General features: G+C 70.5%; 21 protein-coding genes. 11 read left to right on the forward strand and 10 right to left on the reverse strand.

The genetic code is table 11. The features are described from left to right. The first annotated feature begins 221 nt into the window (after nucleotides 1–221). Genes KIP79_RS26270 through KIP79_RS26285 form a run of 4 tightly spaced genes read left to right on the forward strand, consistent with a single transcriptional unit; the run spans nucleotide 222 to nucleotide 3,826 of the window. Nucleotides 222–1,574 (forward strand): phosphomannomutase/phosphoglucomutase, encoded by a 1,353-nt coding sequence (locus tag KIP79_RS26270; protein ID WP_214107662.1) that lies wholly within the window; start codon nucleotides 222–224, stop codon nucleotides 1,572–1,574. Further along, nucleotides 1,571–1,744: a Trm112 family protein gene (locus KIP79_RS26275; protein WP_214107597.1), complete on the forward strand. Its 174-nt coding sequence runs from the start codon at nucleotides 1,571–1,573 to the stop codon at nucleotides 1,742–1,744. The genes KIP79_RS26270 and KIP79_RS26275 overlap by 4 nt, the downstream gene beginning before the upstream one ends. Nucleotides 1,745–1,749: 5 nt before the next feature. Continuing rightward, complete coding sequence (locus KIP79_RS26280; protein ID WP_214107598.1) at nucleotides 1,750–2,856, forward strand: SIS domain-containing protein; 1,107 nt, start codon at nucleotides 1,750–1,752, stop codon at nucleotides 2,854–2,856. Between the two features lie 34 nt (nucleotides 2,857–2,890). Further along, complete coding sequence (locus KIP79_RS26285; protein WP_214107599.1) at nucleotides 2,891–3,826, forward strand: cation diffusion facilitator family transporter; 936 nt, start codon at nucleotides 2,891–2,893, stop codon at nucleotides 3,824–3,826. A gap of 9 nt (nucleotides 3,827–3,835) precedes the next feature. Here KIP79_RS26285 and KIP79_RS26290 read toward each other — a convergent pair whose 3' ends face one another. Continuing rightward, on the reverse strand, nucleotides 3,836–4,168 hold the full coding sequence (locus tag KIP79_RS26290) for a MerR family transcriptional regulator (RefSeq protein ID WP_214107600.1): 333 nt from the start codon (nucleotides 4,166–4,168) through the stop codon (nucleotides 3,836–3,838). Nucleotides 4,169–4,328: 160 nt separating this feature from the next. Between KIP79_RS26290 and ahcY the strand changes: the two genes are divergently transcribed. Next, complete coding sequence (gene ahcY, locus KIP79_RS26295; RefSeq protein WP_214107601.1) at nucleotides 4,329–5,756, forward strand: adenosylhomocysteinase; 1,428 nt, start codon at nucleotides 4,329–4,331, stop codon at nucleotides 5,754–5,756. 25 nt (nucleotides 5,757–5,781) lie between these two features. Beyond that, nucleotides 5,782–7,014 (forward strand): adenosylhomocysteinase, encoded by a 1,233-nt coding sequence (locus KIP79_RS26300; protein ID WP_308169895.1) that lies wholly within the window; start codon nucleotides 5,782–5,784, stop codon nucleotides 7,012–7,014. Here the strand turns inward: KIP79_RS26300 and KIP79_RS26305 are convergent. The 3 genes from KIP79_RS26305 to KIP79_RS26315 all read right to left on the reverse strand — a co-directional run bounded on the left by KIP79_RS26305 (nucleotide 7,011) and on the right by KIP79_RS26315 (nucleotide 10,130). After that, nucleotides 7,011–7,529: a hypothetical protein gene (locus KIP79_RS26305; RefSeq protein ID WP_214107602.1), complete on the reverse strand. Its 519-nt coding sequence runs from the start codon at nucleotides 7,527–7,529 to the stop codon at nucleotides 7,011–7,013. The genes KIP79_RS26300 and KIP79_RS26305 overlap by 4 nt on opposite strands. Then, on the reverse strand, nucleotides 7,530–9,449 hold the full coding sequence (locus KIP79_RS49655) for an alpha/beta hydrolase (protein WP_214107603.1): 1,920 nt from the start codon (nucleotides 9,447–9,449) through the stop codon (nucleotides 7,530–7,532). It lies immediately after the preceding gene. Between the two features lie 66 nt (nucleotides 9,450–9,515). Next, a complete protein-coding gene (locus tag KIP79_RS26315) occupies nucleotides 9,516–10,130 on the reverse strand; it encodes a DUF305 domain-containing protein (RefSeq protein ID WP_308169896.1) in 615 nt (204 codons plus the stop codon). 487 nt (nucleotides 10,131–10,617) lie between these two features. Here KIP79_RS26315 and KIP79_RS26320 point away from each other — a divergent pair, with 487 nt between their 5' ends. Continuing rightward, nucleotides 10,618–12,021 (forward strand): LVIVD repeat-containing protein, encoded by a 1,404-nt coding sequence (locus KIP79_RS26320; RefSeq protein WP_214107605.1) that lies wholly within the window; start codon nucleotides 10,618–10,620, stop codon nucleotides 12,019–12,021. Nucleotides 12,022–12,346: 325 nt separating this feature from the next. Here KIP79_RS26320 and KIP79_RS26325 read toward each other — a convergent pair whose 3' ends face one another. Further along, nucleotides 12,347–13,216: an RDD family protein gene (locus tag KIP79_RS26325; RefSeq protein ID WP_214107606.1), complete on the reverse strand. Its 870-nt coding sequence runs from the start codon at nucleotides 13,214–13,216 to the stop codon at nucleotides 12,347–12,349. 27 nt (nucleotides 13,217–13,243) lie between these two features. Between KIP79_RS26325 and KIP79_RS26330 the strand changes: the two genes are divergently transcribed. Continuing rightward, the gene (locus KIP79_RS26330) at nucleotides 13,244–14,236 is read left to right on the forward strand and encodes a stage II sporulation protein M (protein ID WP_214107607.1); all 993 of its coding nucleotides are present in this window, start codon (nucleotides 13,244–13,246) and stop codon (nucleotides 14,234–14,236) included. 17 nt (nucleotides 14,237–14,253) lie between these two features. Here the strand turns inward: KIP79_RS26330 and KIP79_RS26335 are convergent, their stop codons facing one another. Genes KIP79_RS26335 through KIP79_RS26355 form a run of 5 tightly spaced genes read right to left on the reverse strand, consistent with a single transcriptional unit; the run spans nucleotide 14,254 to nucleotide 19,543 of the window. Continuing rightward, nucleotides 14,254–15,576 carry a DUF58 domain-containing protein gene (locus KIP79_RS26335; protein ID WP_214107608.1) on the reverse strand — a complete coding sequence of 441 codons (1,323 nt, stop codon included), beginning with the start codon at nucleotides 15,574–15,576 and terminating at the stop codon, nucleotides 14,254–14,256. A 7-nt stretch (nucleotides 15,577–15,583) separates the two neighbouring features. Beyond that, nucleotides 15,584–16,537, reverse strand: a complete 954-nt coding sequence (locus KIP79_RS26340; protein ID WP_214107609.1) for an AAA family ATPase — start codon at nucleotides 16,535–16,537, stop codon at nucleotides 15,584–15,586. Continuing rightward, nucleotides 16,534–17,658: a DUF4350 domain-containing protein gene (locus KIP79_RS26345; protein ID WP_214107610.1), complete on the reverse strand. Its 1,125-nt coding sequence runs from the start codon at nucleotides 17,656–17,658 to the stop codon at nucleotides 16,534–16,536. The genes KIP79_RS26340 and KIP79_RS26345 overlap by 4 nt, the downstream gene beginning before the upstream one ends. After that, nucleotides 17,655–18,278 carry a DUF4129 domain-containing protein gene (locus KIP79_RS26350; RefSeq protein ID WP_308169897.1) on the reverse strand — a complete coding sequence of 208 codons (624 nt, stop codon included), beginning with the start codon at nucleotides 18,276–18,278 and terminating at the stop codon, nucleotides 17,655–17,657. The genes KIP79_RS26345 and KIP79_RS26350 overlap by 4 nt, the downstream gene beginning before the upstream one ends. Beyond that, nucleotides 18,278–19,543, reverse strand: a complete 1,266-nt coding sequence (locus tag KIP79_RS26355; RefSeq protein WP_214107611.1) for a DUF7847 domain-containing protein — start codon at nucleotides 19,541–19,543, stop codon at nucleotides 18,278–18,280. The genes KIP79_RS26350 and KIP79_RS26355 overlap by 1 nt, the downstream gene beginning before the upstream one ends. Nucleotides 19,544–19,868: 325 nt before the next feature. Between KIP79_RS26355 and mtrA the strand changes: the two genes are divergently transcribed. Genes mtrA through KIP79_RS26370 form a run of 3 tightly spaced genes read left to right on the forward strand, consistent with a single transcriptional unit; the run spans nucleotide 19,869 to nucleotide 24,047 of the window. After that, the gene (gene mtrA / locus KIP79_RS26360) at nucleotides 19,869–20,546 is read left to right on the forward strand and encodes an MtrAB system response regulator MtrA (RefSeq protein ID WP_155339034.1); all 678 of its coding nucleotides are present in this window, start codon (nucleotides 19,869–19,871) and stop codon (nucleotides 20,544–20,546) included. 20 nt (nucleotides 20,547–20,566) lie between these two features. After that, nucleotides 20,567–22,309, forward strand: a complete 1,743-nt coding sequence (mtrB, locus tag KIP79_RS26365) for an MtrAB system histidine kinase MtrB (RefSeq protein ID WP_214107612.1) — start codon at nucleotides 20,567–20,569, stop codon at nucleotides 22,307–22,309. Next, a complete protein-coding gene (locus tag KIP79_RS26370; RefSeq protein WP_214107613.1) occupies nucleotides 22,299–24,047 on the forward strand; it encodes an LpqB family beta-propeller domain-containing protein in 1,749 nt (582 codons plus the stop codon). Before mtrB ends, KIP79_RS26370 begins: the two co-directional genes overlap by 11 nt. Nucleotides 24,048–24,060 lie beyond the last annotated feature (13 nt).

Genomic DNA, 24,060 nt, shown 5'->3' on the forward strand with positions numbered 1-24,060 from the left:
ACATTGGCCGCGCCTCCGGCACGGCGGCCCGGCCGCTCTCAGCCGGCGTCTTCCCTCTCTCCGGTCGCTGCGCTCCCTACGTTCAGTCCAGACACCGGCGCGGCCGGGCAAACCCCACATACGACTACGGGGGTCGATTGCCGGGGTTGGGGTGACAAATACCGCGTGGACTGGGTGTGGCCGATAGGCTCGGGAGAGTACTCACGGGAATGGGGCTGGAGTTGGGCGATCTCGCCAAGATCTTCAAGGCGTATGACGTTCGGGGTGTCGTGCCGGATGAGTTCGATGAGGAGATCGCCGCTGCGGTGGGGGCCGCCTTCGTTGAGGTGACCCGGGCATCTGCGCTGGTGGTGGCGCGGGATATGAGAGAGTCGTCCGGGCCTTTGTCGGCCGCTTTCGCGCGTGGGGCCACCGCGCGTGGGGCCGATGTGATCGATGCCGGGCTCGGGTCCACCGATCTGCTCTACTACGCCAGCGGCAGCCTGGGGCTGCCCGGGGTCATGTTCACCGCCAGCCACAACCCGGCCAGGTACAACGGCATGAAGATGTGCCGTGCGGGGGCGGTGCCGATCAGCGGCGACACGGGGCTGGTCGAGATCAGAGACCTTGCCGCGCGGCTGCTGGGCACGCCGCTGCCCGCGCCGACCGGTGCCGTCACCGAGAAGAACCTGGTGCGCGGGTACGCCGACCATCTGAAGTCGCTGGTCGACCTGTCCGGGCTGCGGCCGCTCAAGGTGGTCGCCGACGCCGGCAACGGCATGGCCGGGCTGACCGTGCCCGAGGCGTTCGCGGGGCTGCCGATCGAGCTGGTGCCGCTCTACTTCGAGCTGGACGGGACCTTCCCCAACCACGAGGCCAATCCCCTCGTCCTGGAGAACCTGAGCGACCTGCGGGCGGCCGTGGTGGCGCACGGGGCCGACGCCGGACTGGCCTTCGACGGGGACGCCGACCGGTGCTGGGTGGTGGACGAGCGCGGCGAGTCGGTCTCGCCGTCCACGATCACCGCGCTGGTCGCCGCACGCGAGCTGGCCAAGCACCCCGGCGCCACGATCATCCACAACCTGATCACCTCCGCCGGGGTGCCGGAGATCGTCCGCGAGCACGGCGGGGTCCCGGCGCGCACCCGCGTCGGCCACTCCTTCATCAAGGCCGAGATGGCCCGTACGGGGGCGGTCTTCGGCGGCGAGCACTCCGCGCACTACTACTTCCGCGACTTCTGGTACGCCGACTCCGGCCTGCTCGCCGCGCTGCACGTGCTGGCCGCGCTGGGGGGCCAGGACCGCCCGCTGTCGGAGCTGCTCGCCGGATACGCCCGGTACGCGGCCTCCGGCGAGATCAACAGCGAGGTGGCCGACCAGGCCGCCGCCACCGACCGGGTACGCGCGGTGTTCGCGTCCCGGGACGGTGTTAGGTTCGATGAACTGGACGGTCTCACGGTGACCGGTCCCAACTGGTGGTTCAACCTGCGCCCGTCGAACACCGAGCCGCTGCTCCGGCTGAACGCCGAGGGCGCGGACGCGGACACGATGGCGGCGGTGCGCGACGAGGTGCTGAGAGAGGTTCGAGGGATTTGAAGATCGACGATTGGCTGCTGGACATTCTGGCCTGCCCCTCGTGCAAGTCCCCGCTCCGGGTGGAGGCGGAGAGCGAGGAGCTGGCCTGCACGTCCGAGTCGTGCGGTCTCGTCTACCCGGTGCGCGACGACATTCCCGTGCTCCTCGTAGACGAGGCGCGGAAGGCCTGACTCCCATGGAATGGCAGCCTGAGAAGCTCGACGACCAGGCCTACCTGGCCGCCGGGGACCCCTCGGGCCTGCTTCCCGCGGTCGCCTCCTCGGGCGCCCAGGTGCGCACCGCGTACCGGTCGGCGGTGGAGGCGTCGGCCGGCGTGGTGGCCGCCGACGGGCGGCCCCGGGCCATCGTGGTGGCCGGGATGGGCGCCTCCGGCATCGCCGGGGACGTGCTGGCGGCGGTCTGCGGGCCCGGCGCGCCGGTGCCGATCAGCACCGTGCGCGGTTACCGGCTGCCCGGCTGGGTGGGCGCCGCCGACCTGGTGATGGCGGTGTCCCGCAACGGCGACACCGAGGAGACCCTGGCGCTGGCCGCCGAGGCGGCCCGGCGCGGCTGCCGGCTGCTCGCCGTCGGCGGGCGGTCCTCCCCGCTGGCCGCGCTGGCCACCCAGACCGGGTCGCCGTTCGTGCCGGTGGTGCCCGTCGGGCAGCAGCGGACCACGCTCTGGAGCCTGGCGGTGCCGCTCATCGTGGCCGCCGCCTCGCTCGGCCTCGCCCAGGCCGACGCCGGGTTGTTCGAGAGTGTGGCCAAACGGCTGGAGGAGGTGGCGCACCGGTGCCGGCCGTCCAGCGAGTCGTTCATCAACCCCGGCAAGACGCTGGCCGAGGAACTCGCCGAGAGCATCCCGATGGTCTGGGGGACCTCCCAGTTGACCATGGTCGCCGCGTACCGGCTGGCCTGCCAGCTGGGTGAGAACGCCCGCTACCCCGCCCTCTGGGGGGAGATCCCGGAGACCGGGCACAACCAGATCGGCGCCCTGGACGGGCCGCTCGCGCAGCGCGACATCTTCGCCGACTCCCCGTCCCGGTCGCTCCGCCTGGTCATCCTGCGCGACACCGAGGAGCACCCGGCCGTCGCCCGCCGCCGTCAGGTCTCGCTGCGGCTGGCCCAGGACCGCGGCGTCCCGGTCTCCGAGATCGCGGCCGAGGGACTGCATCCACTGGAGCGCCTGGCCACGCTGATCTGCCTGCTGGACTACGCGGCCGTCTATCTCGCCCTCGGGTACGGCATCGATCCTGCTCCGGTATCGGCCATTACCGAACTGAAGACCCGGATTGGCCAATAGGATCTCCCTGGTCGAGTTCTGAGGGAGTGTTCGGGTGAGCGCGGGTGGCGGTACCAAGGCGATCATCGCGGCTTTGGCGGCGAATCTGGCGATCGCGGTGGCGAAGTTCGTGGCGTTCCTGTTCACGGGGTCGTCGTCCATGCTCGCCGAGTCGGTGCACTCGGTGGCCGACTCGGGCAACCAGGCCCTGCTCCTGGTCGGCGGCAAACGCGCGGCCCGCGACCGCACCGCGGAACATCCCTTCGGCTACGGCCGGGAGCGCTACTTCTACGCCTTCGTGGTCGCCGTGGTGCTGTTCACCATCGGCGCCGTCTTCTCCCTCTACGAGGGCTATCACAAGATCTCCCACCCGGAGGACATCTCCGCCCCCGGCTGGGCCTTCGGCGTCCTGATCTTCGCGATCATCGCCGAGTCGTTCTCCTTCCGCACCGCCATCATCGAGTCCAACCACGTGCGCGGCTCGCAGTCCTGGTGGTCCTTCATCCGCCACGCCAAGGCCCCCGAACTCCCCGTGGTGCTCCTGGAGGACCTCGGCGCCCTGCTCGGCCTCATCTTCGCCCTCTTCGGCGTCACCATGGCCGTGGTCACCGGCGACGGCGTCTGGGACGGCATCGGCACCCTCATGATCGGCGTCCTGCTGGCCATCATCGCCGTCGTGCTCGCCATCGAGACCAAGTCCCTCCTGATCGGCGAGGGCGCCGGCCCCGAGATGGAAGCCCGGATCCGCGCCGCCCTCGAATCCGCTCCCGAGGTCACCCGCATCATCCACATGCGCACTCTCCACCTCGGCCCGGAGGAACTCCTCGTCGCCGCCAAGATCGCCGTAGCGCACGACGACACCGCCGCCGAGGTGGCCCGCGGCATCGACGAGGCCGAACAGCGCATCCGCACCCAGGTTCCCATCGCCCGCGTCATCTACCTGGAACCCGACCTCGACCGCACGTCCGTATCCCCCAACGGCACGGCCTGACGGGACCGGTCAGCGGCCGCGCAGAAGGCGGAGGGCCTTTTCCTTCTCGAAGTCCAGGGCTCGGCGGGGGGCCTGGATTCTGCCTATCTTGAGGCCGAGGTCGCGGATGGCCTGGGCGACCGTGGGGTCGGTCAGGGCGCGGAGGGCGAAGGCCAGTTCGGCGGGGGAGACGTCGAAGCGGCGTTCGAGGTCGACGGCCTGGGTGACGGCAGCCAGTTCGTCGGGGCCGAAGCGGCGGTGGGAGCCGCGCTCGCGGACCGGGGGGAGCAGGCCGAGGGCTTCGCGGTAGCGGAGCATGCGGGGGGACATGCCCAGGCGGGCGGCTGCCTCCGTGATCCGCATCGCGGTCTCCTTATTTTGTGGCGGGTCTCCATGGTGGCCCCTCCGGAGAGGGTTCGGCGCAATCCTTACATTCTTGTGTGAGGTTTCGGCTGCTGAGTAGGCGGGATGGGGTGGTTGGACCGTAAACTCGCAGGCGTCGTTACGAGAGGGGACATCCCAGATGGACTTCAAGGTCGCCGACCTGTCGCTGGCCGACTTCGGCCGCAAGGAGATCCGACTCGCGGAGCACGAGATGCCGGGCCTGATGGCGACCCGCCGCGAGTTCGCCGCCGCCCAGCCGCTGCGGGGCGCGAAGATCATGGGCTCGCTGCACATGACCATCCAGACCGCCGTGCTCATCGAGACGCTGGTCGCGCTCGGCGCCGACGTGCGCTGGGTGTCCTGCAACATCTTCTCCACCCAGGACCACGCCGCCGCCGCGGTCGTCGTCGGCCCCGAGGGCACCGTGGAGGAGCCCAACGGCGTACCGGTGTTCGCCTGGAAGGGGGAGACCCTCGAAGAGTACTGGTGGTGCACTGAGCAGGCGCTCAACTGGCCGGACGGCACCGGCCCGAACATGATCCTGGACGACGGCGGGGACGCCACCCTGCTGGTGCACAAGGGCGCCGAGTTCGAGAAGGCCGGCGTCGTGCCGACCGCCGCCGAGGACGACCCCGAGGAGTGGGGGGTCATCCTCGACCTGCTCCGCCGTACCGTGGGCGACGAGAAGCGGTGGACGAAGATCGCCGCTGAGATCAAGGGCGTCACCGAGGAGACCACCACCGGCGTGCACCGGCTCTACGAGATGTTCAACAACGGCACGCTGCTCTTCCCGGCCATCAACGTCAACGACTCGGTCACCAAGTCCAAGTTCGACAACAAGTACGGCTGCCGCCACTCGGTGCTGGACGGCCTCAACCGGGCCACCGACGTGCTGATCGGCGGCAAGGTGGCCGTGGTCTGCGGCTACGGTGACGTCGGCAAGGGCTGCGCGGACGCGCTGCGCGGCCAGGGCGCCCGGGTGATCGTGACCGAGATCGACCCGATCTGCGCGCTCCAGGCGGCCATGGACGGCTACCAGGTGACCACCCTGGAGGAGGTCGTCGGTATCGCCGACATCTTCGTCACCTCCACCGGCAACTTCGGCATCATCACCGCCGACCACATGGCCCAGATGAAGCACAACGCGATCGTCTCCAACATCGGCCACTTCGACAACGAGATCGACATGGCCGGCCTGGCGCGCATCCCGGGCATCGTGAAGGAGGAGGTCAAGCCCCAGGTCCACACCTGGACCTTCCCCGACGGCCACCAGATCATCGTGCTGGCCGAGGGCCGTCTGATGAACCTGGGCTGCGCCACCGGCCACCCGTCGTTCGTGATGTCCAACTCCTTCACCAACCAGGTGATCGCCCAGATGGAGCTGTTCACCAAGACCGAGCAGTACCCGATCGGGGTGTACGTTCTGCCCAAGCACCTGGACGAGAAGGTCGCCCGCCTCCACCTGGACGCGCTCGGTGTCAAGCTGACCACGCTGACCAAGAAGCAGGCGGAGTACATCGGCGTGGACGTCGAGGGGCCGTACAAGCCGGATCACTACCGGTACTGACAGCAAGGCAAGTGCGGGGGAGTTCGTGGACGTGACGCTCGCCGACGCGGGAGAACGCCGGATCGGCTGGGCGTCACGCTCCATGCCGGTGCTGACGGCGATCGGCGCCCGGTTCGCCGCCGAACTGCCCTTCGACGGGCTGCGCATCGCGGCCTGCCTGCACGTCACGGCCGAGACGGCGGTGCTGCTCGGGACGTTGCGGGCGGGCGGCGCGCAGCTCGCGCTGGCCGCCTCCAACCCGCTCTCCACCCAGGACGACGTCGCGGCCGCCCTGGTCGAGTACGGCATCGCGGTCCACGCCCGGGCGGGTGTGGACCGCGAGACCTACTACCGCCACATCCACCAGGCGCTCGACCTCGAACCGCACCTGGTGCTCGACGACGGCTGCGACCTGGTCAACATCCTGCACACCGAACGACCGGAGATCACGGTGCTCGGCGGCTGCGAGGAGACCACCACCGGCATCATCCGGCTCCGCCAGATGGCCGCCGAAGGCGCGCTCAAGTTCCCCATGGTGGCGGTGAACGACACCCGGACCAAGCGCATGTTCGACAACCGGTACGGCACCGGTCAGTCCACCTTCGACGGCATCATGCGCGCCACCAACACCCTGCTCGCCGGCCGTACGGTGGTGGTCGCCGGGTTCGGCTACTGCGGCCGCGGCGTCGCCGAACGCGCCAAGGGTCTCGGCGCCCGCGTCATCGTCACCGAGATCGACCCCGTCAAGGCCCTCGACGCCGCCCTCCAGGGCTACGACGTCCGCCCGATGTCCGAAGCCGCGTCGATCGGGGACGTCTTCATCACCGTCACCGGCAACCGCGACGTCATCCGCGCCGAACACTTCACCGTCATGAAAGACGGCGCCATCCTCGCCAACGCCGGCCACTTCGACGTCGAAATCGACGTCCGCGCCCTCACCGACCTCGCCGAATCCGTCCAGTACGGCATCCGCCCCAACATGGACGAATACCTCGTCAACGGCCACCGCCTCCTCCTCCTGGCCGAAGGCCGCCTGGTCAACCTCACCGCCGCAGAAGGCCACCCCGCCGCCGTAATGGACATGTCCTTCTCCGCCCAGGCCCTGGCCACCGCCTGGCTGGCCCGCTCCCACAGCTCTCTGATCCCCGGCGTCTACGACGTTCCCCCGGAGATCGACACCGAGGTGGCCAGCCTCAAACTCGCCGCCACCGGCGTCACCATCGACACCCTCACCCCGGACCAGGAGACCTACCTGCACTCCTGGCGCCTGGGCAGCTAGACCGAGGGCGAGGGCTCCGGCGTCCCGAACGGCCAGATGCAGGGGGACGCCGCGTCAAGTATGGGTACATCGGAGTCGGTCCAGCTGAGGGCGACGAGGAAGTCATCCGGTCGGGTGCGCCCGGTGATGACCGTGCCGTTCGTGGACACACCCGCGACGATGTGGCCGTGCTGTTCCCAGTAGGCCTTCATTCGGTCGGCGATCTGTTTGGCCTGGCCCTTCGGGATGTTCCGGACGAAGTATGAGCGGCTGACGATGATGCGGTTTTCGGGGCCGCCATCCGTGGGATCGAGACAGGGATCGTCGGTGAGGCTGGGTTGGTACAGCTCCAGCTTGGCTTCAGGCGTGATGACGACTGCGAACTCTTGGATCAGTTGTTCTACGCGAGCGAGCGCCTGGGCCTTGGTCATGGTTTTGTCCCACCCTCTCACGGTTCCTCCAGGTCCCGTCGTGCCCGGCGCACAGCCAACGATGAGAAGCAACCCCGCGGTGATCAATCTGATCTGCCGGAACATCTAGCCTCCTGGCGGGGTGGGTGGCGCCTGAGGTGACGGCGAAGGCGGGATGGGAGGAGAAAGCACGTCGGCTCGCGGAGAGGGCACGGGCGGAGTCGGCAGCAGCGAGGGTGTGGCTGTCGAGGTGCGAACGGATGGTGGCAGTACTTCCTCCACCAGTTCGTAGTGGCCGCTGATGAGATAACCGATGTTCACCAGGGATGAGGAACCGGTGTTCCAGTAACTGGAGTGCGCGGCCCCGGTGGCGAGAAGCCCGCCGTCGGTTCCTTGGACGGTGAATTTACGCGCTCCGAATCGGGGATCGCCGGGGTCGGTGCCAAAGGGACCGCTGGGGTTCTGGGCGGCGAACAGAATTCCTCCGGGTCCCGTTTCGCTGCGGTACGGGACGTGGGCGAGGTCGGCCACCAGATCCTGAGGGGATTCGCCGACCCAGACCTGGTCGACACCGAGTTGGTCGGCCCTTCCGGCCCCCACGCCGGGACTGCCGACTAGGACAAGTTGGTCGGCGAATGTTCCGATTCTCCGCTTGGCAGTGATTCCCACGAGCAGGGAGCCGTAGCTGTGGCCGAGCACGGTTGACAGGGGGTCCTTCCCGACCTGGTGGGTGGCCCGGAGTCCGTCGGTGAACGATGCGAGCGCCCCCGAGCCCGTTACGGCGATGTTGACAGAAGCCACGGAGCGATCGGCCTTGAGCAGGCCGAAGTCCCACTGCGGGGCGTCGTATTCGAACCAGGCGATCGAGGCGACCTGCTTGTCTCCCGCCGATCTGTTGGCCTGCCGCCACATTATGGTGGCGCGTGCGGCATCGGAGGCGAAGCCATCGAGCTTCGTGCCTGTGCCGGGTACGGAGGTGACGATGTTGTCGGCGGTGTCGGGATTGCCATAGGAGATGGCGGTCCGACCCAGGTCGCTCTGGCCGTTCAGGCCAGCGAGGCCGATGCTGAGCAGTAGCGCGGGGGGCACACCATTGACGCCGCCGAGGGCGAGGCTTTTGTTGACGGCGTTCATCTGGCGGAGTTGCAGTTCGAGCTCCTCGATTTCCGCTGCCGCTTCCTTCGACGATTTCTGTAATTCTGCCAGGCGCTTGGTGACGGCGGCGTGTTGTTCGGCCAGATAGCGGCGGTTGGCGAGGTCCCGGGTGGCGGCGGGGATGCCGTTGAGGCTGCCGATTTCGTGGGGGCGGCCAGTGAGCAGTGCCGCTTGTCTGTCCGGAGGGAGTTGGCGCCACCAGGCGTTGATTCGGGCGGCGAGTTCGGGGTCCTGACCGGTGCGTTGGAGGTGCTGGAGTTTGGTGAAGGCCGTGGTGTCGTAATTGGCGGCGGCGGTCAGGAGTTTGGCGGTGCCGTGGGGGTCGGGGGCGAAGGCGCCGAACAGGCCGAAGGCGGTCAGGGCCGGGGAGGCCAGGCCCTGGGGCTCCTGCTGCAGGGTGGACAGACGTCTTCTCAGGTCGGGGACCTGTGTGGTGGCCCAGGTCGCGACTTCGGCGACCTGGTGCACCGGGGTGGGGGAGACACAGGCGGTCATCGACTCCACGGAAAGGCGTTGCGCGGCCTCGGCCAGGGACTTTCCGGCGCGGTCGAGATCCTGGACGAGGCGGGTCATGGCTTCGACGTCCATGCCGGCGAAACCATTCGCGGCATTGGCCGGGATGGTGATGGTGGCGGCGAAACGGGGGACGGGAAGGGGCTGGCCGCCCAGGGTGCGGAGACGGTCGGCGATCTGGTCGGCCGCTGTCTGGAAGGCCGACTGCATGCGGGTTCGCCGCTCGGTCAGGGCTTGGGTGAAGGGGCCTGCTCCGCCGCCGACCCAGGAGTGGGCGGCCATGTAGCGCATGCAGGAGTCCAGTACGGTGACATGTTCGTCCGCCAGCCAGATCACCCGTGAGAGGGCAGCCTCCAGCCCGGCCGTCTCGTCCGCCACGGGGAGTTACAGTGGCACACCCTAGAGTGCTCGGCAACCTCTATACCGAAGTGTTATGGCGCTAAATCACAGCATTTCTTGCAGGCGGCGGATTTCGGCGCTCTGTTCGGCTATGACGTCGTTTGCCCATCTGAGGACCTGCTCGTGGGAGCCGTTGATCATTTGGTTTTCCGCCATGGTGATGGCGCCCTGGTGGTGGGCGATCATCAGGGTGAGGAAGAGGTGGTCGAAGTCGGAGCCGGTGGCGGTGCGGAGGGAGGTCATCTGGGACTGGGTGGCCATGCCGGGCATGGTGGCGTGGTCGGCGTGGTGGTCTGGTTCGGGGAGGCCCTCTGTTTGGAGCCAGGTGGTCATGACCTTGATTTCGGGGCCCTGGGCGTCGTAGATGCGGTCGGCGAGGCTCTTGAGGCGGGTGGACTTGGCGCGGTCGGGGGCGAGGGAGGCCATCTCCAGGGCCTGGCGGTGGTGGACGATCATGTCCTGGACGTAGCGGACGTCGGTGGCGTTGACGGTGGGCGAGGGAATGGCGGGGATGGGGTCGCCCGGGCCGAGGGTCTTGGCGGGCTCGCCGGGCTTGCCCGGAACGATCACCGGCGCGGTGGAGGTCACCCGGGGAGGCTCCTCGGTCGAGGTGCAGCCGGTCGCGAAGAGCCCGGCACCTGCCGCCAGTGTGACTAACACCACACGCCACCGGCGGGCTCCTGGGAGCGCTACCACCCGCGGTCGGCCGGAGTCGGGCAACGCTGCCTCACGTGCCCGACCGGATTCCGGCAAGGCTGCCTCACGTGACCGGCCGGAGTCGGGCAAGGCCGTCACACGTGCTGGGCCGGAGTCCACACGTGTTCGGTCGGCGTCCGGGAGAGGTGTCCCGCATGCGCCAGGGGAGGCCGTCCACGCTGGTCGGACGTGCAGGAAGGCTGATAGTGCGTGTCCGAAAAGCAGGGAGGCTGCGCCTGTGCGGCCGGTGCCGGTGTGCTGGGTTGTGGTGTGGAGTGCCGTGCGCACCCGTATCCCCTCTCGCGTGGTCTGTGCGAACCTACGTTCCTGACGGTGTGACAGTAAAGCGACATGTCGTCAGAAATATGTGACACCTTGCCGGGTTGTCGGACCACCTGTGGAAAAGTGACGATCTGTTCGTTTGCAACCTTTTCTACCGGAGGTTCCCTGAATGTCCCCCCTCCGCAGGGTTGGTCGTCTGCTTGCGGTTGTCGGTGCGGCGGGTGCGCTCGCGTTATCCACCACACCGGCACAGGCTGACGTCCTTGCCCCTGGCGCCATCGACATGAGTGACAACGTCACCCACGTTGCCAACCTGCCACGCGCCGAGGCCGTGTCCGGCAACATCCAGACCGACATCGCCTTCCAGGGCGACTACGCCTTCGTGGGTAACTACAACGGTTTCACCACCTACAACATCAAGAACCCGAAGAAGCCGGAGATCGTCAGCTCGGTGTTCTGTCCGGGCTCGCAGATGGACATGTCCGTCTACGGCAACCTGCTGTTCGGTTCCGTGGACTCCTCGCGTAACGACGACTCCTGCTCCAGCGTCGCCCAGTCGGCTGCGGTCAAGTCCTCCTGGGAGGGCATCCGCATCTTCGACGTCAGCGACAAGGCGAACCCGAAGTACATCAAGTCCGTGGAGACCAACTGTGGGTCGCACACCCACACGCTGATCCCGGACAAGGCGGGCGAGAACGTCTACCTCTACATCTCGTCCTACAGCCCGTCGGCGTCCTTCCCGGACTGCCAGCCGCCGCACGACCTGATCTCGATCGTGAAGGTGCCGCTGGACAACCCGACGGCCGCCTCGGTGATCGCCACCCCGGTCCTGTTCCCGGACGGCGGTAACCCGGGCGAGAGCCTCCCGTACCCGTACCGGACCTCGGCCACCTCGGGCTGCCACGACATCACCGCCTACCCCGAGAAGGGTCTCGCGGCGGGTGCCTGCATGGGCGACGGCATCCTGATGGACATCAGCAACCCGGAGGCCCCGGTCGTCATCGACACCGTTCGGGATGACGAGAACTTCGCGTTCTGGCACTCGGCGACCTTCAACAACGACGGCAGCAAGGTCATCTTCACCGACGAGCTGGGTGGCGGCAGCGCGGCCACCTGCAACGAGGCGATCGGGCCGAACCGCGGCGCGAACGCCATCTACGACGTCGCCAACAACAAGATGTCCTTCAAGAGCTACTACAAGATCGGTCGTCACCAGGCCGACACCGAGAACTGCGTGGCCCACAACGGCTCGCTGATCCCGGTGAAGAACCGCGACATCATGGTTCAGGCCTGGTACCAGGGTGGCGTCTCGATCTGGGACTTCACCGACTCGACCAACCCGCACGAGATCGGCTACTTCGAGCGCGGTCCCGGTGCGACCCTGTTCGACGGTTACTGGTCGGCCTACTACTACAACGGTTACATCTACGGGTCCGAGTTCTCCAAGGGACTCGACGTCCTGAAGATCAATGACCCGCGTACCAACCAGGCCAACAGCGTCAAGATGGACATCTTCAATGTCCAGACCCAGCCCTCCTACAAGGAGAAGGGCAACGGGCAGCCTGGCGGCTGAAGCCGTTAGCGGCGGCCCTCGTCCCCGCGAGGGGCGAGGGCCTTCCGCGTCTCATGTCGATCATGTGATGATTCCGTGCCGGGCCGCTATCACTGACCGGCGGCACGGAGTCAACGGTTCCGTAACCAGGTGGTGACAGCCATGCTCCTGTCGGGTTGGGTGGGACGCACCGGGTTGCCGGTGGCCCGCTCCGCGAGTACGACTGGCTGGAACCCCATTTACCCGCGTCCGGTTCCTTACCAAGGCCAGTCACCTGAACCGGATGCGTTCCGGGCGGGTGCGCCCGGTGCGTCACCTCCCTCTGCGCGCCGGACGTACCCGCCTCCTAGGCGGGCGGCGCGAAGCCGCCTGGGGTGACACCCGGCGCGGACTCCGGGGCGGGGGTAGGGGCAGGGGCCGGAGGCGGCTGGTAGGGCTCCACAGCGGGGGCGGCGGTGGCGCGCATCGCCTGGGCCAGTCGGGCCGACTCGCGGTGGCGGCGTTCGGCCAGGACCGCGGCCAGGTACAGGTGTGGCGGCACGCCCGGTGGGGGCGGCGGGGCGACCACAGTGGCGACCTGGGCGGCGATGCGGCGGCCCATCTCGTACTGGGCGGCGGGGTTGAGCTGGGGCAGGCGGGCCAGGTACTGCCGGGCCATCGCGGCCAGTTCCTCGGTCAACCCGGACAGTTCCAGAGTGGCGGCCCAGGCCGCCAGCATCGGCGGCATCACCGGCGGCGGCGCGGTCCGGCGCGGTCCACGCTCGCTGATCACCACCGTGCCGGCGAAGACGTCGCCGAGGCGTTTGCCCCTGGGGTGCAGCAGCGAGCAGATCACGGCGGGGGCGGCGCTGAGGATGTAGATCTCCACCGAACCCGACAGCGCCCGGTAGAGCGCCTGCCGGAACCGTTCCGGACCCCCGTCGTCGGCGACGACGCGCAGGCCGAGCGCCATCTTCCCCGGCGTACGCCCCCGGGTGAGCGCCTCGAAGACCAGCGGGTAGCCCACCGTGACCAGCACGATCATTAGGATCACCAGGGCGTTCAGGATGGCCGTGTCCGGATCCAGCTGCCCGCCGATCATGGCGAGCCCGAAGCCCCCGGCCAGCAGCAGCGCGACCTGGATGAGCCCGTCGATCAGCCGCGCCCCGGCCCGGATGGGCAGCTGGGCGATCTGGACATCGACCACGACGGCGTCGCCGGTCACCACATCGGACACATCCCGAACCCTACTAGGCTCCCGATCGTGGACATCGACGCATTCGTCACCGCACACCAGCCCACCTGGGACCGCCTGGAGCACCTGGTACGGCGGCGGCGCGGGCTCGACGGCGCCGAGATCGACGAGCTGGTGGAGCTCTACCAGCGGGTGGCCACCCACCTGTCCATCGTGCGCTCGGCCTCCCGCGACCCCCAGCTGGTCGGGCGGCTCTCGGTGCTGGTCGCCAGGGCCCGGACGGTGGTGACGGGGGCGCACGCGCCCGCCTGGCGGGAGTTCCTGCGGTTCTGGACGGTCTCCTTCCCGGTGGTGGCCTACCGGTCCTGGCGGTGGTGGCTGGGCGCGGCGGTGGCCTCCACGGCGGTCGCGGTGCTCATCGCGGCCTGGGTGATCGGCGATCCCGCGGTGCGGACGGCGCTGGCCACCCCCGAGGAGATCAGGCAGCTGGTCGACCACGACTTCGCCGACTACTACAGCGAGAACCCGGCGGGCTCGTTCGCCGCCCTGGTCTGGGTGAACAACGCCTGGGTGGCGGCGCAGTGCGTGGTGTTCTCGGCGCTGATGGGGCTGCCGATCCCGTACATCCTCTTCCAGAACGCCGCCAACGTGGGGCTCATCGGTGGCCTGATGATCGACGCCGGCCGGGCGGACGTGTTCTTCGGCCTGATCACGCCGCACGGGCTGCTGGAGCTGACCGCCGTCTTCCTGGCGGCGGGGGCCGGGATGAAGGTCGGCTGGGCGGTGGTGGCCCCCGGGCACCGGCCGCGCGGCCAGGTGCTGGCCGAGCAGGGCCGGGCTGTGATGACCGTGGTCATCGGCCTGGTCGTGGTGCTGCTGGTGGCCGGTCTGATCGAGGCGCTGGTCACCCCGTCGTCGTTGCCGACCTGGGCCAGGATCGGCATCGGGGTGCTGGCTGAGGCGGTCTTCCTGACGTACGTGATCGTGCTCGGCCGCCGGGCGGCCAGGGCGGGCGAGATCGGCGACATCGAGGACGCCCCCGACTACGCTCCCGCGAGCTGAGCCAGAGGCGAGATGAGTTAGAGGCGTCCTGCCGCTTTCAGAGCCAGGTAGGCGTCGGCGAGGGCTGGGGCGGCGTCCTCCGGGAGGGCGTCCACGACCTCGACGCCGTGCCGCCGGAGGCGGGCGGTGATGCGGTGCCGGTCGGCGCGGAGCCGTTCCGCCGCCGCGGCGTCGTAGACCTGCTCGGCCGAGTCCCGGCGGGCGGCCAGTTCGGCCACCCGGGGGTCGGCGACCGCCGCGAGCAGCACCTGGTGCCGCCCGGCCAGCTGGGGCAGCACGGGCAGCAGGCCCTCCTCCAGGGCGGCGGGGTTGAGGTCGGTGAGCAGCACCACCAGGCAGCGGCGCCGGGCCTGGGCCAGCACCGCGGCCACCATGCCGGGCGCGTCCGCCTCCACCAGCTCGGCCTCCAGCGGGGCCATCGCGTTCACCAGCGCGGCCAGCACCTCGGTACGGGAGGTCCCGGACACCCAGGCCCGCACCGCGCGGTCGTGGGCCAGGAAGTCCACCCGGTCGCCGGCCCGGGCGGCCAGCGCGGCCAGCAGCAGCGCGGCGTCCATCGACCAGTCCAGGCGCGGCCACCCGGCCGGGTCGCCGGAGGTCGGGTCCACGCCCACCCGGCCCGCCGAGGTCCGCCCGGTGTCCAGCACGATCAGCACCCGCCGGTCCCGCTCGGGACGCCAGGTGCGCACCACCACCTCGCTCCGCCGCGCGGTGGCCCGCCAGTCGATGGAGCGCACGTCGTCGCCCGCCACGTACTCCCGCAGCGAGTCGAACTCGGTGCCCTGGCCGCGTACCAGCACGGGGTTGTGGCCGTCCAGCTCGCGCAGCCGGGCCAGCCGGGACGGCAGGTGGCGGCGGCTCAGGAACGGCGGCAGCACCCGGACCGTCCAGGGCGCCTGGTGCCCGCCCTGGCGCGCCGCGACACCCAGCGGCCCCACCGCCCGTACGGTCACCGTGGCCGCCCGGTGGTCGCCCCGGCGCAGCGGCCGGAGCGTGGTCACGATCCGCCGCCGCTCCCCGGCGGGCACGTCCAGCGTGTGCTCCCGGGGGACCGCCCGCATGCTGGGCGCCCAGGCGTCCCGCAGCCGCCCCCGGACCCGGCGGGGGCCGGGGTTCTCCACCAGCAGGGTCACCTCGACGGTCTCGCCCAGCCGAGCCGCCCGGTCGCCGAGCCGCTGGAAGCGCAGCAGCCGTACGCTCCCGGCCAGCGCCAGGTCCACCGCGACCAGCACCACCAGCACCAGCACCAGCAGCGCGAAGGCCAGCCCGGGCCGGGGCGCGAGCAGGACCAGCACCACGCCGACCAGCGCGATCAGCCCGGCCCGCCCGGTCAGCGCCACGCGAGCCTCACCGGGGGACCGGGACGGCCGCCAGGACGCCCTCCAACAGCCCGTCCGGGGTGGCGCCCTCCAGCTCCGCCTCCGGACGCAGCTGGATGCGGTGCCGCAGGGCCGGCCGGGCCAGCGCCTTGACGTCGTCGGGCGTCACGTACGACCGGCCGGACAGCCACCCCCAGGCCCGCGCGGCGGCCAGCAGCGCGGTGGCACCGCGCGGCGAGACGCCCAGCTGGAGCGCGGGCGACTGGCGGGTGGCCCGGGCGATGTCCACGATGTAGCCGAGCACCTCGGGTCCGACGTGCACCTGGCTGACCGCCTGCCGCCCGGCCGCCAGATCGGCGGCGGTGGCCACCGGCTTGATCTCGGTCAGGTCGCGCGGGTCGAAGCCGCGGGCGTGCCGGTCCAGCACGGCGATCTCCTGGTCGCGCGGGGGCAGCGGCACGGTCAGCTTGAGCAGGAACCGGTCCAGCTGGGCCTCGGGCAGCTGGTAGGTGCCCTCGTACTCGATCGGGTTCTGAGTGGCGGCCACGATGAACGGGTCGGGCAGCGGTCGAGGTGTGCCCTCCACGCTCACCTGGCGCTCCTCCATCGCCTCCAGGAGCGCGGCCTGGGTCTTCGGCGGGGTGCGGTTGATCTCGTCGGCGAGCAGCAGGTTGGCGAAGACCGGGCCCTCATGGAACTCGAACGCGGCGGTCTTCGCGTCGTACACCAGCGAACCGGTGATGTCGCCCGGCATCAGGTCCGGGGTGAACTGCACCCGCTTGAAGTCCATCGAGAGAGCGGCGGCCAGGGTGCGCACCAGCAGGGTCTTGGCCACCCCCGGCACGCCCTCAAGCAGCACGTGCCCCCGGCAGAGCAGGGCGATCACCAGGCCGGTGACGACGGCGTCCTGCCCGACCACCGCCTTGGCGACCTCCGCGCGGAGCGCCGCCAGCGCCTCCCGGGAGCCGTCAGGTGTCGTCACGAGTCTCGTACCTGCCTTTCGATGATGTCGAGATTGCGGGCCAGCGCGACCAGCCGGGCGTCGTCGGCGGGGGCGGAGCCGTACAGGATGGCACGGATCTGCCCGGCATCCTGCCCGATCCTGGCCGCCACCGCCGAGACGATCGCGTCGGGGGTGGCGGTGGCGGTGAGCCCGAGGCGGGGGACCAGCCGGTTCAGGGCGGCGGCGCGCAGCGCGTGGCCGGCCCGGTCGCGGGCGCGGCGGGCCCGGTAGAGGCGGCCGCGGCCCTCGGCGGTCTCGGCGGCGCGGACCACCACCGGGAGGCGTTCTGTCACCACCGGGCCCAGGCGGCGGCCCTGCCAGAGGGCGACCAGGACGACGGCCAGGACGAGGGCCAGCACCGCCCAGGAGACCCGGCCGGGGATGAGCTCCCCGAGGGTGGCGGTGCCCTCGCCGGTGCCCTGCACGCTGACCGGGACGAACCACACCACCCGGGGATGGGCGCCGGTGAGGTTCATGGCCAGCGCGGCGTTGCCGTCCTCGGCCAGCCGGGCGTTGCTCAGGAACTCGCCGGAGCCGAGCACGGTGACCGTGCGCCCGTCCCGCTGGTGGCGCAGCAGCGTGCCCTCGTAGCAGGTGGTGGCGCCGGTGGCCTGGTAGCCTTCCCCGCCGGTCAGCGCGCTCCCCGCCAGGGTGGCCGCCCGCAGGCCGCAGCCGGGCACGCGGACCGTGCTGGACTGGTAGTCGCCCGCGGTCACGCCGGGGGCCAGCGCCTCCAGGGCCTCGGTCAGCGGCTCCACCAGCAGCCGGTCCCCGGGCAGCGCGGCGATCTGGGCGAGCAGGTCCGCGCCGCTCAGGTACTCGGTACGGGCGACCACCAGCAGCGTGCCGGGGTCGGCGACGGCGCGCGCCTCGTCCACCGTGCGGACCTGCTCGACGACGACGCCCTCGTTCCCCAGCAGGGCCACCAGCGCGTGCGCGCCCTGCGGGGTGGTGGCCTCGGCGTCCAGATAGCCGCCAGGGCGGGGCCGGCCGAGCAGCACGATCACCGTGGCCAGCAGCAGCATCAGGGCGAGCACGGCCAGCGGGGCGCGCCAGGTCCGCCAGCGGTCCCTGACCCGGGGGGAGACCGGCGTGCTCACGACACCACCGGGACCGGCCGGGCCGTGCGCAGCCGCTCGTCCAGCGCGGCCAGCGTGGCGTACCCGTCGGCGGTGCCGGGCAGGTCGCCGTAGGTCACGTCGTCGAAGAGCCGGGCCGCGGCGGCCAGCGCGCCGCCGAACTCCGGCAGCGCAGCCCCGGCCTCGGCCCCGAACTCCGCCGCGGTACGGCCGGGCAGCGGTTCCACCACGGCCCGATCCTCCAGGTCACGCGCGATGGCCCGGAGCCGTTCCCGGATGGCGGGCGCCCACTCCCCGGCGGCGGCGTGCCGCTCGGCGGCGGCCCGGTGCTCGGCGGCGCTCGCGCGCCGTTCCCCGTAGAGTGCGCCCGCCTCGCCCGCCGCACGGGTGGCCTTCCTGGCGGCGCGGAGCAGCAGGAGGGCAAGAGCCAGCAGGATCAGCCCCAGCACGGCCAGCGCCAGCCAGCCCCCGTCCAGCCCGGCGGCCGAGTTGATCAGGTCGTTCAGCCAGCTCCAGAACCGGTCGCTCAGCCGGTCCAGCCACGACTCCTTCGGGTAGATGGAGTCGGCCAACTCCCGGATGGCCGCGTCTCTGGCCGCCTCCCGGCCGATCTCGACCGGGACGTCGGAGAAGACGATCACTACTGCTGCCAGGGGCCCGGGGGCGGCGGCTCGTATCCGGGGGAGCCGTACTGCGGGGGCTGCTGGTATCCCCTGGGCGCCCCTGAGCCGTACGCCGGGTGCCAGAGGTCCAGTGGCCCGGTGGGCTGCCCGCCCCGCTGGCGCTCCACCGCCTCGGTCTGCAGCACCAGGTCGAAGGCCTCCGCGCGCATCCGGCGGTCGGCGTACAGCAGCGCGTTGACGGCGGCCGAGAACGGACTGGTGATGGTTCCGGCGATGATGGCGCCGAGCGTGCCGAGCACCATCGACATCACGAAGCCCCCGTCCAGGCTGTCGGGAGTCGTGCTGCCGAAGGAGCTGAAGACCGAGAAGGGCGCGCTCACCGCCAGCGAGATGAAGAAGACGATCACCGCGGTCAGCAGCAGGATGCCGAACACCCGGAAGAAGTCTCCGCTGACCAGCCGGAACGAACGCCCGATCGCGGCGAACACGCCGATCCGTTCCAGGACCACCGCGGGCCCGGCCAGGCTCATCTTGACGTAGAGGAAGATCGCAGTGATGGCCGCGCCGACCGTCAGCAGGAAGCCGACCAGCACCACCGCCGGGCCGGACGTGGACGCTGCCAGTACGGCGATCAGCACGACCGGGATGAGGATGACGGCGAGCATCATGAGGGTCTGCAGCAGGCCCAGGCCGAGCAGCGGCAGCACCCGGCTCCGGGTCTGCCGCCAGGCCTCGCCGATCGTGATCGACTCGCCGAACACCGCACGGCCCACCACGCTGGTGAGCATGCCGGTCAGCACCACCGTCGCGATCACCGAGAGCACCGCGCCGAGCAGGGTGCCACCCAGGAAGCCGAAGAGCGGGGCGATCAGGTCCTCGGCGTTGCCCTGTTGGATGAAGGACGGGTCGGTCAGCCGCCCCAGCAGTGGCTGGAGTAGCGGCAGCTGGATGGCCAGGGCGACCAGCTCGGAGATGGTGACCACGGCGGCGGCCAGGCCCAGGGTGGCCCGCGGGTTGGACCGGATGGCCTGGACCGCGCCGTTGTACATGTCGCCCAGCTGGAGCGGGCGGAGCGGGATGATGCCCGGCTTCATCCCCCCGTACGGGTTGCCGTAAGGGTTGTAGGGGTTGTAGCCGTAGTACTGCCCGGGCGGGGCGGGCGGCGGGGGCGGCTGCTGACCGGGGGCGGCCCAGTGCGCCGGTGTGCCGTACGGGGGAGGCTGCTGGGCCGCCCAGCCGGGCGGCGGGACCGGGGGCTCGTAGGGACCTGGGCCGTCTGTCATGTCCTAATCCTGGCACGATGTACGGCTCAGCGGCGTCCCTGCCCTGGGGATTCCCTGGGTAAATCCCGCAGGTTCCTTGGCCCGGGGATGGCAGAATCCGGTCGCTCCAGCGCAGACTTGGAACGTGACCACACCATGGAGTTTCCAGGAACTCGGCCTTATCTGGTCAGATCATCGCGCGTTCCCTCACATGCGCCTAAACTCCACCCACTGTCCTGGTCGCGTATCGCCCACGGGGTGGTCGCGGGTAACCTTCCGATAATCCCGATATATCCGCCGATATCTCCCGATCTCCCGATCTGCGCTGAGTAACGAATGAGGGGCCATGAAAGGACGCGTGCTGGTCGTCGACGACGATGCCGCTCTCGCCGAGATGCTCGGCATCGTGTTGCGCGGGGAGGGGTTCGAGCCGTCGTTCGTCTCAGACGGTGACAAGGCGCTCGACGCCTTCCGCGACACCCGGCCGGACCTGGTCCTTCTCGACCTGATGCTGCCCGGCGCCGACGGCATCGACGTGTGCCGCCGCATCCGCGCCGAGTCCGGGGTGCCGATCGTGATGCTCACCGCCAAGAGCGACACCATCGACGTGGTGCTCGGCCTGGAGTCCGGCGCCGACGACTACATCGTCAAGCCGTTCAAGCCGAAGGAACTGGTCGCCCGGGTGCGGGCCCGGCTGCGCCGCACCGACGAGCCGACCCCCGAGATCCTGCAGATCGGCGACATCACCATCGACGTGGCGGGCCACTCGGTGAAGCGGCTGGACGAGACCATCAACCTCACCCCGCTGGAGTTCGACCTGCTGGTCGCGCTGGCCCGCAAGCCCCGCCAGGTGTTCACCCGGGAGGTGCTGCTCGAGCAGGTCTGGGGTTACCGGCATGCGGCCGACACCCGGCTGGTCAACGTGCACGTGCAGCGGCTCCGCGCCAAGATCGAGAAGGATCCCGAGCACCCGGAGATCGTGGTGACCGTGCGCGGCGTCGGGTACAAGGCCGGCCCCGCCTAAGCCGTACCGGCCGTACCCCCATGCCATCCCCCACGGCGACGCGGCGGAACCCTCCGGGCTCCGCCGCCAAGCCGCGCGTGAAGAAGCGCCGTACCCCGCGGCAGATCGCGCGCGGCGTGCGGCGGCGGGCCCGGCGGCTGGCCGGGCGGCTGCGCGGCGCCTACCGGCGCTCGCTCCAGCTGCGGGTGGTCACCAGCACGCTGGTCATCTCGATGGTCGTGGTGGCCGTGCTGGGCGTCTTCCTCTTCCAGTCGATCACCGACGCCATGATCGCCGGGCGGGTGCGGGCGGCCACCGCCGAGGCCAAGGCGAACGTGTCCAGCGTCGCCGGATACTTCTCGGTCTCCCAGAACGACGTGCCCAAGGACCAGGTCGCGCTGACCATGACCCCGGTGGAGCTGGCCGCCAGGGACCTGGCCGAGCGGGCCGGCTCCCGGTACAACGTGGTCATCAGGAACGACCGCCTGGTCGGCCAGGACCGGGCCACCGGCAACATCGACGCCAGCAGCGTGCCGGAGAAGCTCCGCCGGGACCTCAAGCAGACCAGGGAGATCACCCGGCAGCCCACCGTGCTGCGCTACCTGGACAACGCCAGGCCCGCCCAGATCGGCTTCGCGGTCGGCTCTCTGGTCTACGGCAGCGACGGGGTCTACGAGATCTACCACCTCTTCCCGCTCCAGGAAGAGGAGGAGACCCTGTCCTCGGTGCTCCAGCTGCTGGTCATCGTCGGAGCCGGCCTGGTGCTGCTGCTGGCCGCCATCGCCTCCCTGGTCACCCGCCAGGTCGTCACCCCCGTACGGCTGACCCGCCAGGCCGCGGAACGCCTGGCCTCCGGCCGCCTGGAGGAACGCCTGAAGGTACGCGGCGAGGACGACCTGGCCCGGCTGGCCACCAGCTTCAACGAGATGGCCGCCAACCTGGCCGTCAAGATCCACCAACTGGAGGAGCTCTCCCAGGTGCAGCGCCAGTTCGTGTCCGACGTCTCGCACGAGCTGCGCACCCCGCTCACCACCGTGCGGATGGCCGCCGACCTGCTCTACGAGGCCAGGGAGGACTTCGACCCGATGGCGGCCCGCTCGGCCGAGCTGATGCAGAACCAGCTGGAGCGCTTCGAGTCCATGCTGGCCGACCTGCTGGAGATCAGCCGGTACGACGCGGGCGCCGCCACCCTGGACCTGGAGTCGGTGGACATGCGGGACGTGGTGCTCCGCGCGGTCGGCGACTCCGAGGCGCTGGCCGAGCGGCACGCCACCCGGTTCGAGCTGCGGCTGCCCAACGAGCCCTGCATGGCCGAGTGCGACACCCGCCGGGTGGAGCGCATCCTGCGGAACCTGCTCTTCAACGCGATCGAGCACGGCGAGGGCAAGGACATCGCGGTCATCCTCGGCGCCGACCGGGACGCGGTGGCCATCGCGGTCCGGGACCACGGAGTGGGCCTGCGGCAGGGCGAGGAGAACATGGTCTTCGACCGGTTCTGGCGGGCCGACCCGTCCCGGGCCAGGACCATCGGCGGCACCGGTCTGGGCCTGGCCATCTCCCGCGAGGACGCGATCCTGCACGGCGGCTGGCTCCAGGCGTGGGGCGCCCCCGGCGAGGGCACCCAGTTCCGGCTCTCGCTGCCGCGCCTGGCGGGGACGGAGCTGAAGGGCTCGCCGCTGCCGCTGGTGCCGCCGGAAGTGGAGATGCGCCGGTCCTGGCGCGGGCAGGTGACCCCGGTGCTGTCAGCCGCGGCGGGCGAATCGGGGGGGTTCGATGGGGACTAGGCGGTTCGTCACGGGACTGGTCGCGCTCAGCGCCGCCTCGGCCTGCACGATCGTGCCCTCCAGCGGCAACCCGACGACGGTCGGCAAGGAGGACGCCGGCAGCGATCCGATGAGCCAGCCGTACGTGCGGGTGATCGTCTCGCCGCCCAAGCAGGGCGCCACTCCCGTGGAGATCGTGCAGGGCTTCCAGGCGGCGATGACCGGCTTCGACGCCACCAGCCAGAAGATCGCCAAGCAGTACCTTACCCCCGAGGCGCAGGCGAAGTGGAATCCGGCCGAGACCGACGCGGTGGTCTGCGACTGCAGGTTCGGGGTGACCAACCTGCCCGAGGCGGACGTGGCCGAGTTCGTGCTGCCCATCAAGGGCAAGCGCATCGCCACCATCGACCCGCAGGGCCGGTACCTGAGCGCTCCCGCCGACTCCGAGGGGGCGCCGCTGGTGGACAACATCACGCTGGTCAAGCTGAACGGCCAGTGGCGCATCGCCACGCCCCCGCCGGGCCTGCTGCTCCGCCCGGCCGACCTGGCCAGGGCGTACCGGTCGGTGGACCTCTACTACCCGGACGTGACCGGCGCCGGTCTGGTCACCGACCGGGTGCGGCTGGCCATCGACCCCGGCCGGGGGTTCGCCGAGTCGCTGATCCGGCGGCTGCTGCTGGGCCCCAGCGCGCCGCTGGCCGACGGCGTGCAGAACATGTTCCCGAAGAACACCAAGCTGCGCGGCATCCGGGTCGAGGACGACGCGGTGGTCATGGACTTCACCGGCGAGCTCGCCCAGCTGTCCGCCTACCCGGAGCGCCTGCGGGTGCTGAAGGCCCAGCTGGCCTGGACGTTCGCGGCGGTGGCCCAGCTGCCGATCGTGATCACCGTGAACGGGGAGCCGTTCCCCGGCGGCGGCCTGCCGTTCCAGCAGCGCGAGTACACCGCCTTCGACCCCGCGGTGCTGCCGCACGAGGCGCTCGCCTACTTCGTGCACAACGGCACGCTGATGAAGCAGGGCAGGACCTGGGAGGAGTCGCTGCCGGTGCCGGGCGCGGCCGGCCAGCCCAACCAGGCCTTCGACCACCCGGCGATCGCCGAGATCCCGTACAACCGGGTGGCCGCGCTCCGCCCCGAACCCGGTATCTGGGTGGCCGACCTGGCCAACGGCAGCCAGTGGCAGCGCTGGATCACCGGCGACCGGCTCACCCCGCCCTCCTGGGACCGGTACGGCGAGCTCTGGTCGGTGGAACAGCTCCCCGAGGGGGGATCCCGGGTGTGGCGGGCCCGCGAGGGCCAGGCGTTCCCCGTCAGCGCCCCCGGCCTGGACGCCGCCAGGGTGAAGGCGTTCCGGGTGGCCAGGAACGGCGTGCGGGCCGCGGTGGTGGCCGACAGCGGCGCCGGGGAGAGCGTGCAGATCGGCGTCATCGTCCGGCTCGGCGACTACCGGATGGGCGGCCTGGAGGAACTGGTGCCGCCCGAGCAGGACCGGACCATCGTGGACATCGCCTGGCAGGACGACAGCACGCTGCTGGTGCTGACCGAGAAGGCCAAGCAGCAGTCGCTGCTGGTGTACTCCATCGCGGACGGGGACGGGCCGGACACGCCCAGCGTGGACCAGCGGGTCAACTCGATGAGCGCGGCCCCCGGCCAGATCCTGGCCGCCGACGAGGACGGTGCGCTCCGCTCCTCCGACGGCACCAAGTGGGCGACACCCATCAAGTCGGGCGTCACGTACGCGCTCTACCCGCTGGGCTGAGCCTTCTGTCGGT

Source organism: Acrocarpospora catenulata (genome assembly GCF_018476525.1).
GTDB lineage: Bacteria > Actinomycetota > Actinomycetes > Streptosporangiales > Streptosporangiaceae > Acrocarpospora > Acrocarpospora catenulata.

Excerpts from the sequence above, each read along its gene's own strand:
- KIP79_RS26355 (WP_214107611.1), bottom strand. The coding sequence starts at position 19,543 with ATGACAGACGGCCCAGGTCCCTACGAGCCCCCGGTCCCGCCGCCCGGC.
- KIP79_RS26290 (WP_214107600.1), bottom strand. The coding sequence starts at position 4,168 with ATGCGGATCACGGAGGCAGCCGCCCGCCTGGGCATGTCCCCCCGCATG.
- ahcY (WP_214107601.1), top strand. The coding sequence starts at position 4,329 with ATGGACTTCAAGGTCGCCGACCTGTCGCTGGCCGACTTCGGCCGCAAG.
- mtrA (WP_155339034.1), top strand. The coding sequence starts at position 19,869 with ATGAAAGGACGCGTGCTGGTCGTCGACGACGATGCCGCTCTCGCCGAG.
- KIP79_RS26320 (WP_214107605.1), top strand. The coding sequence starts at position 10,618 with ATGTCCCCCCTCCGCAGGGTTGGTCGTCTGCTTGCGGTTGTCGGTGCG.
- KIP79_RS26280 (WP_214107598.1), top strand. The coding sequence starts at position 1,750 with ATGGAATGGCAGCCTGAGAAGCTCGACGACCAGGCCTACCTGGCCGCC.
- KIP79_RS26305 (WP_214107602.1), bottom strand. The coding sequence starts at position 7,529 with ATGTTCCGGCAGATCAGATTGATCACCGCGGGGTTGCTTCTCATCGTT.
- mtrB (WP_214107612.1), top strand. The coding sequence starts at position 20,567 with ATGCCATCCCCCACGGCGACGCGGCGGAACCCTCCGGGCTCCGCCGCC.
- KIP79_RS26370 (WP_214107613.1), top strand. The coding sequence starts at position 22,299 with ATGGGGACTAGGCGGTTCGTCACGGGACTGGTCGCGCTCAGCGCCGCC.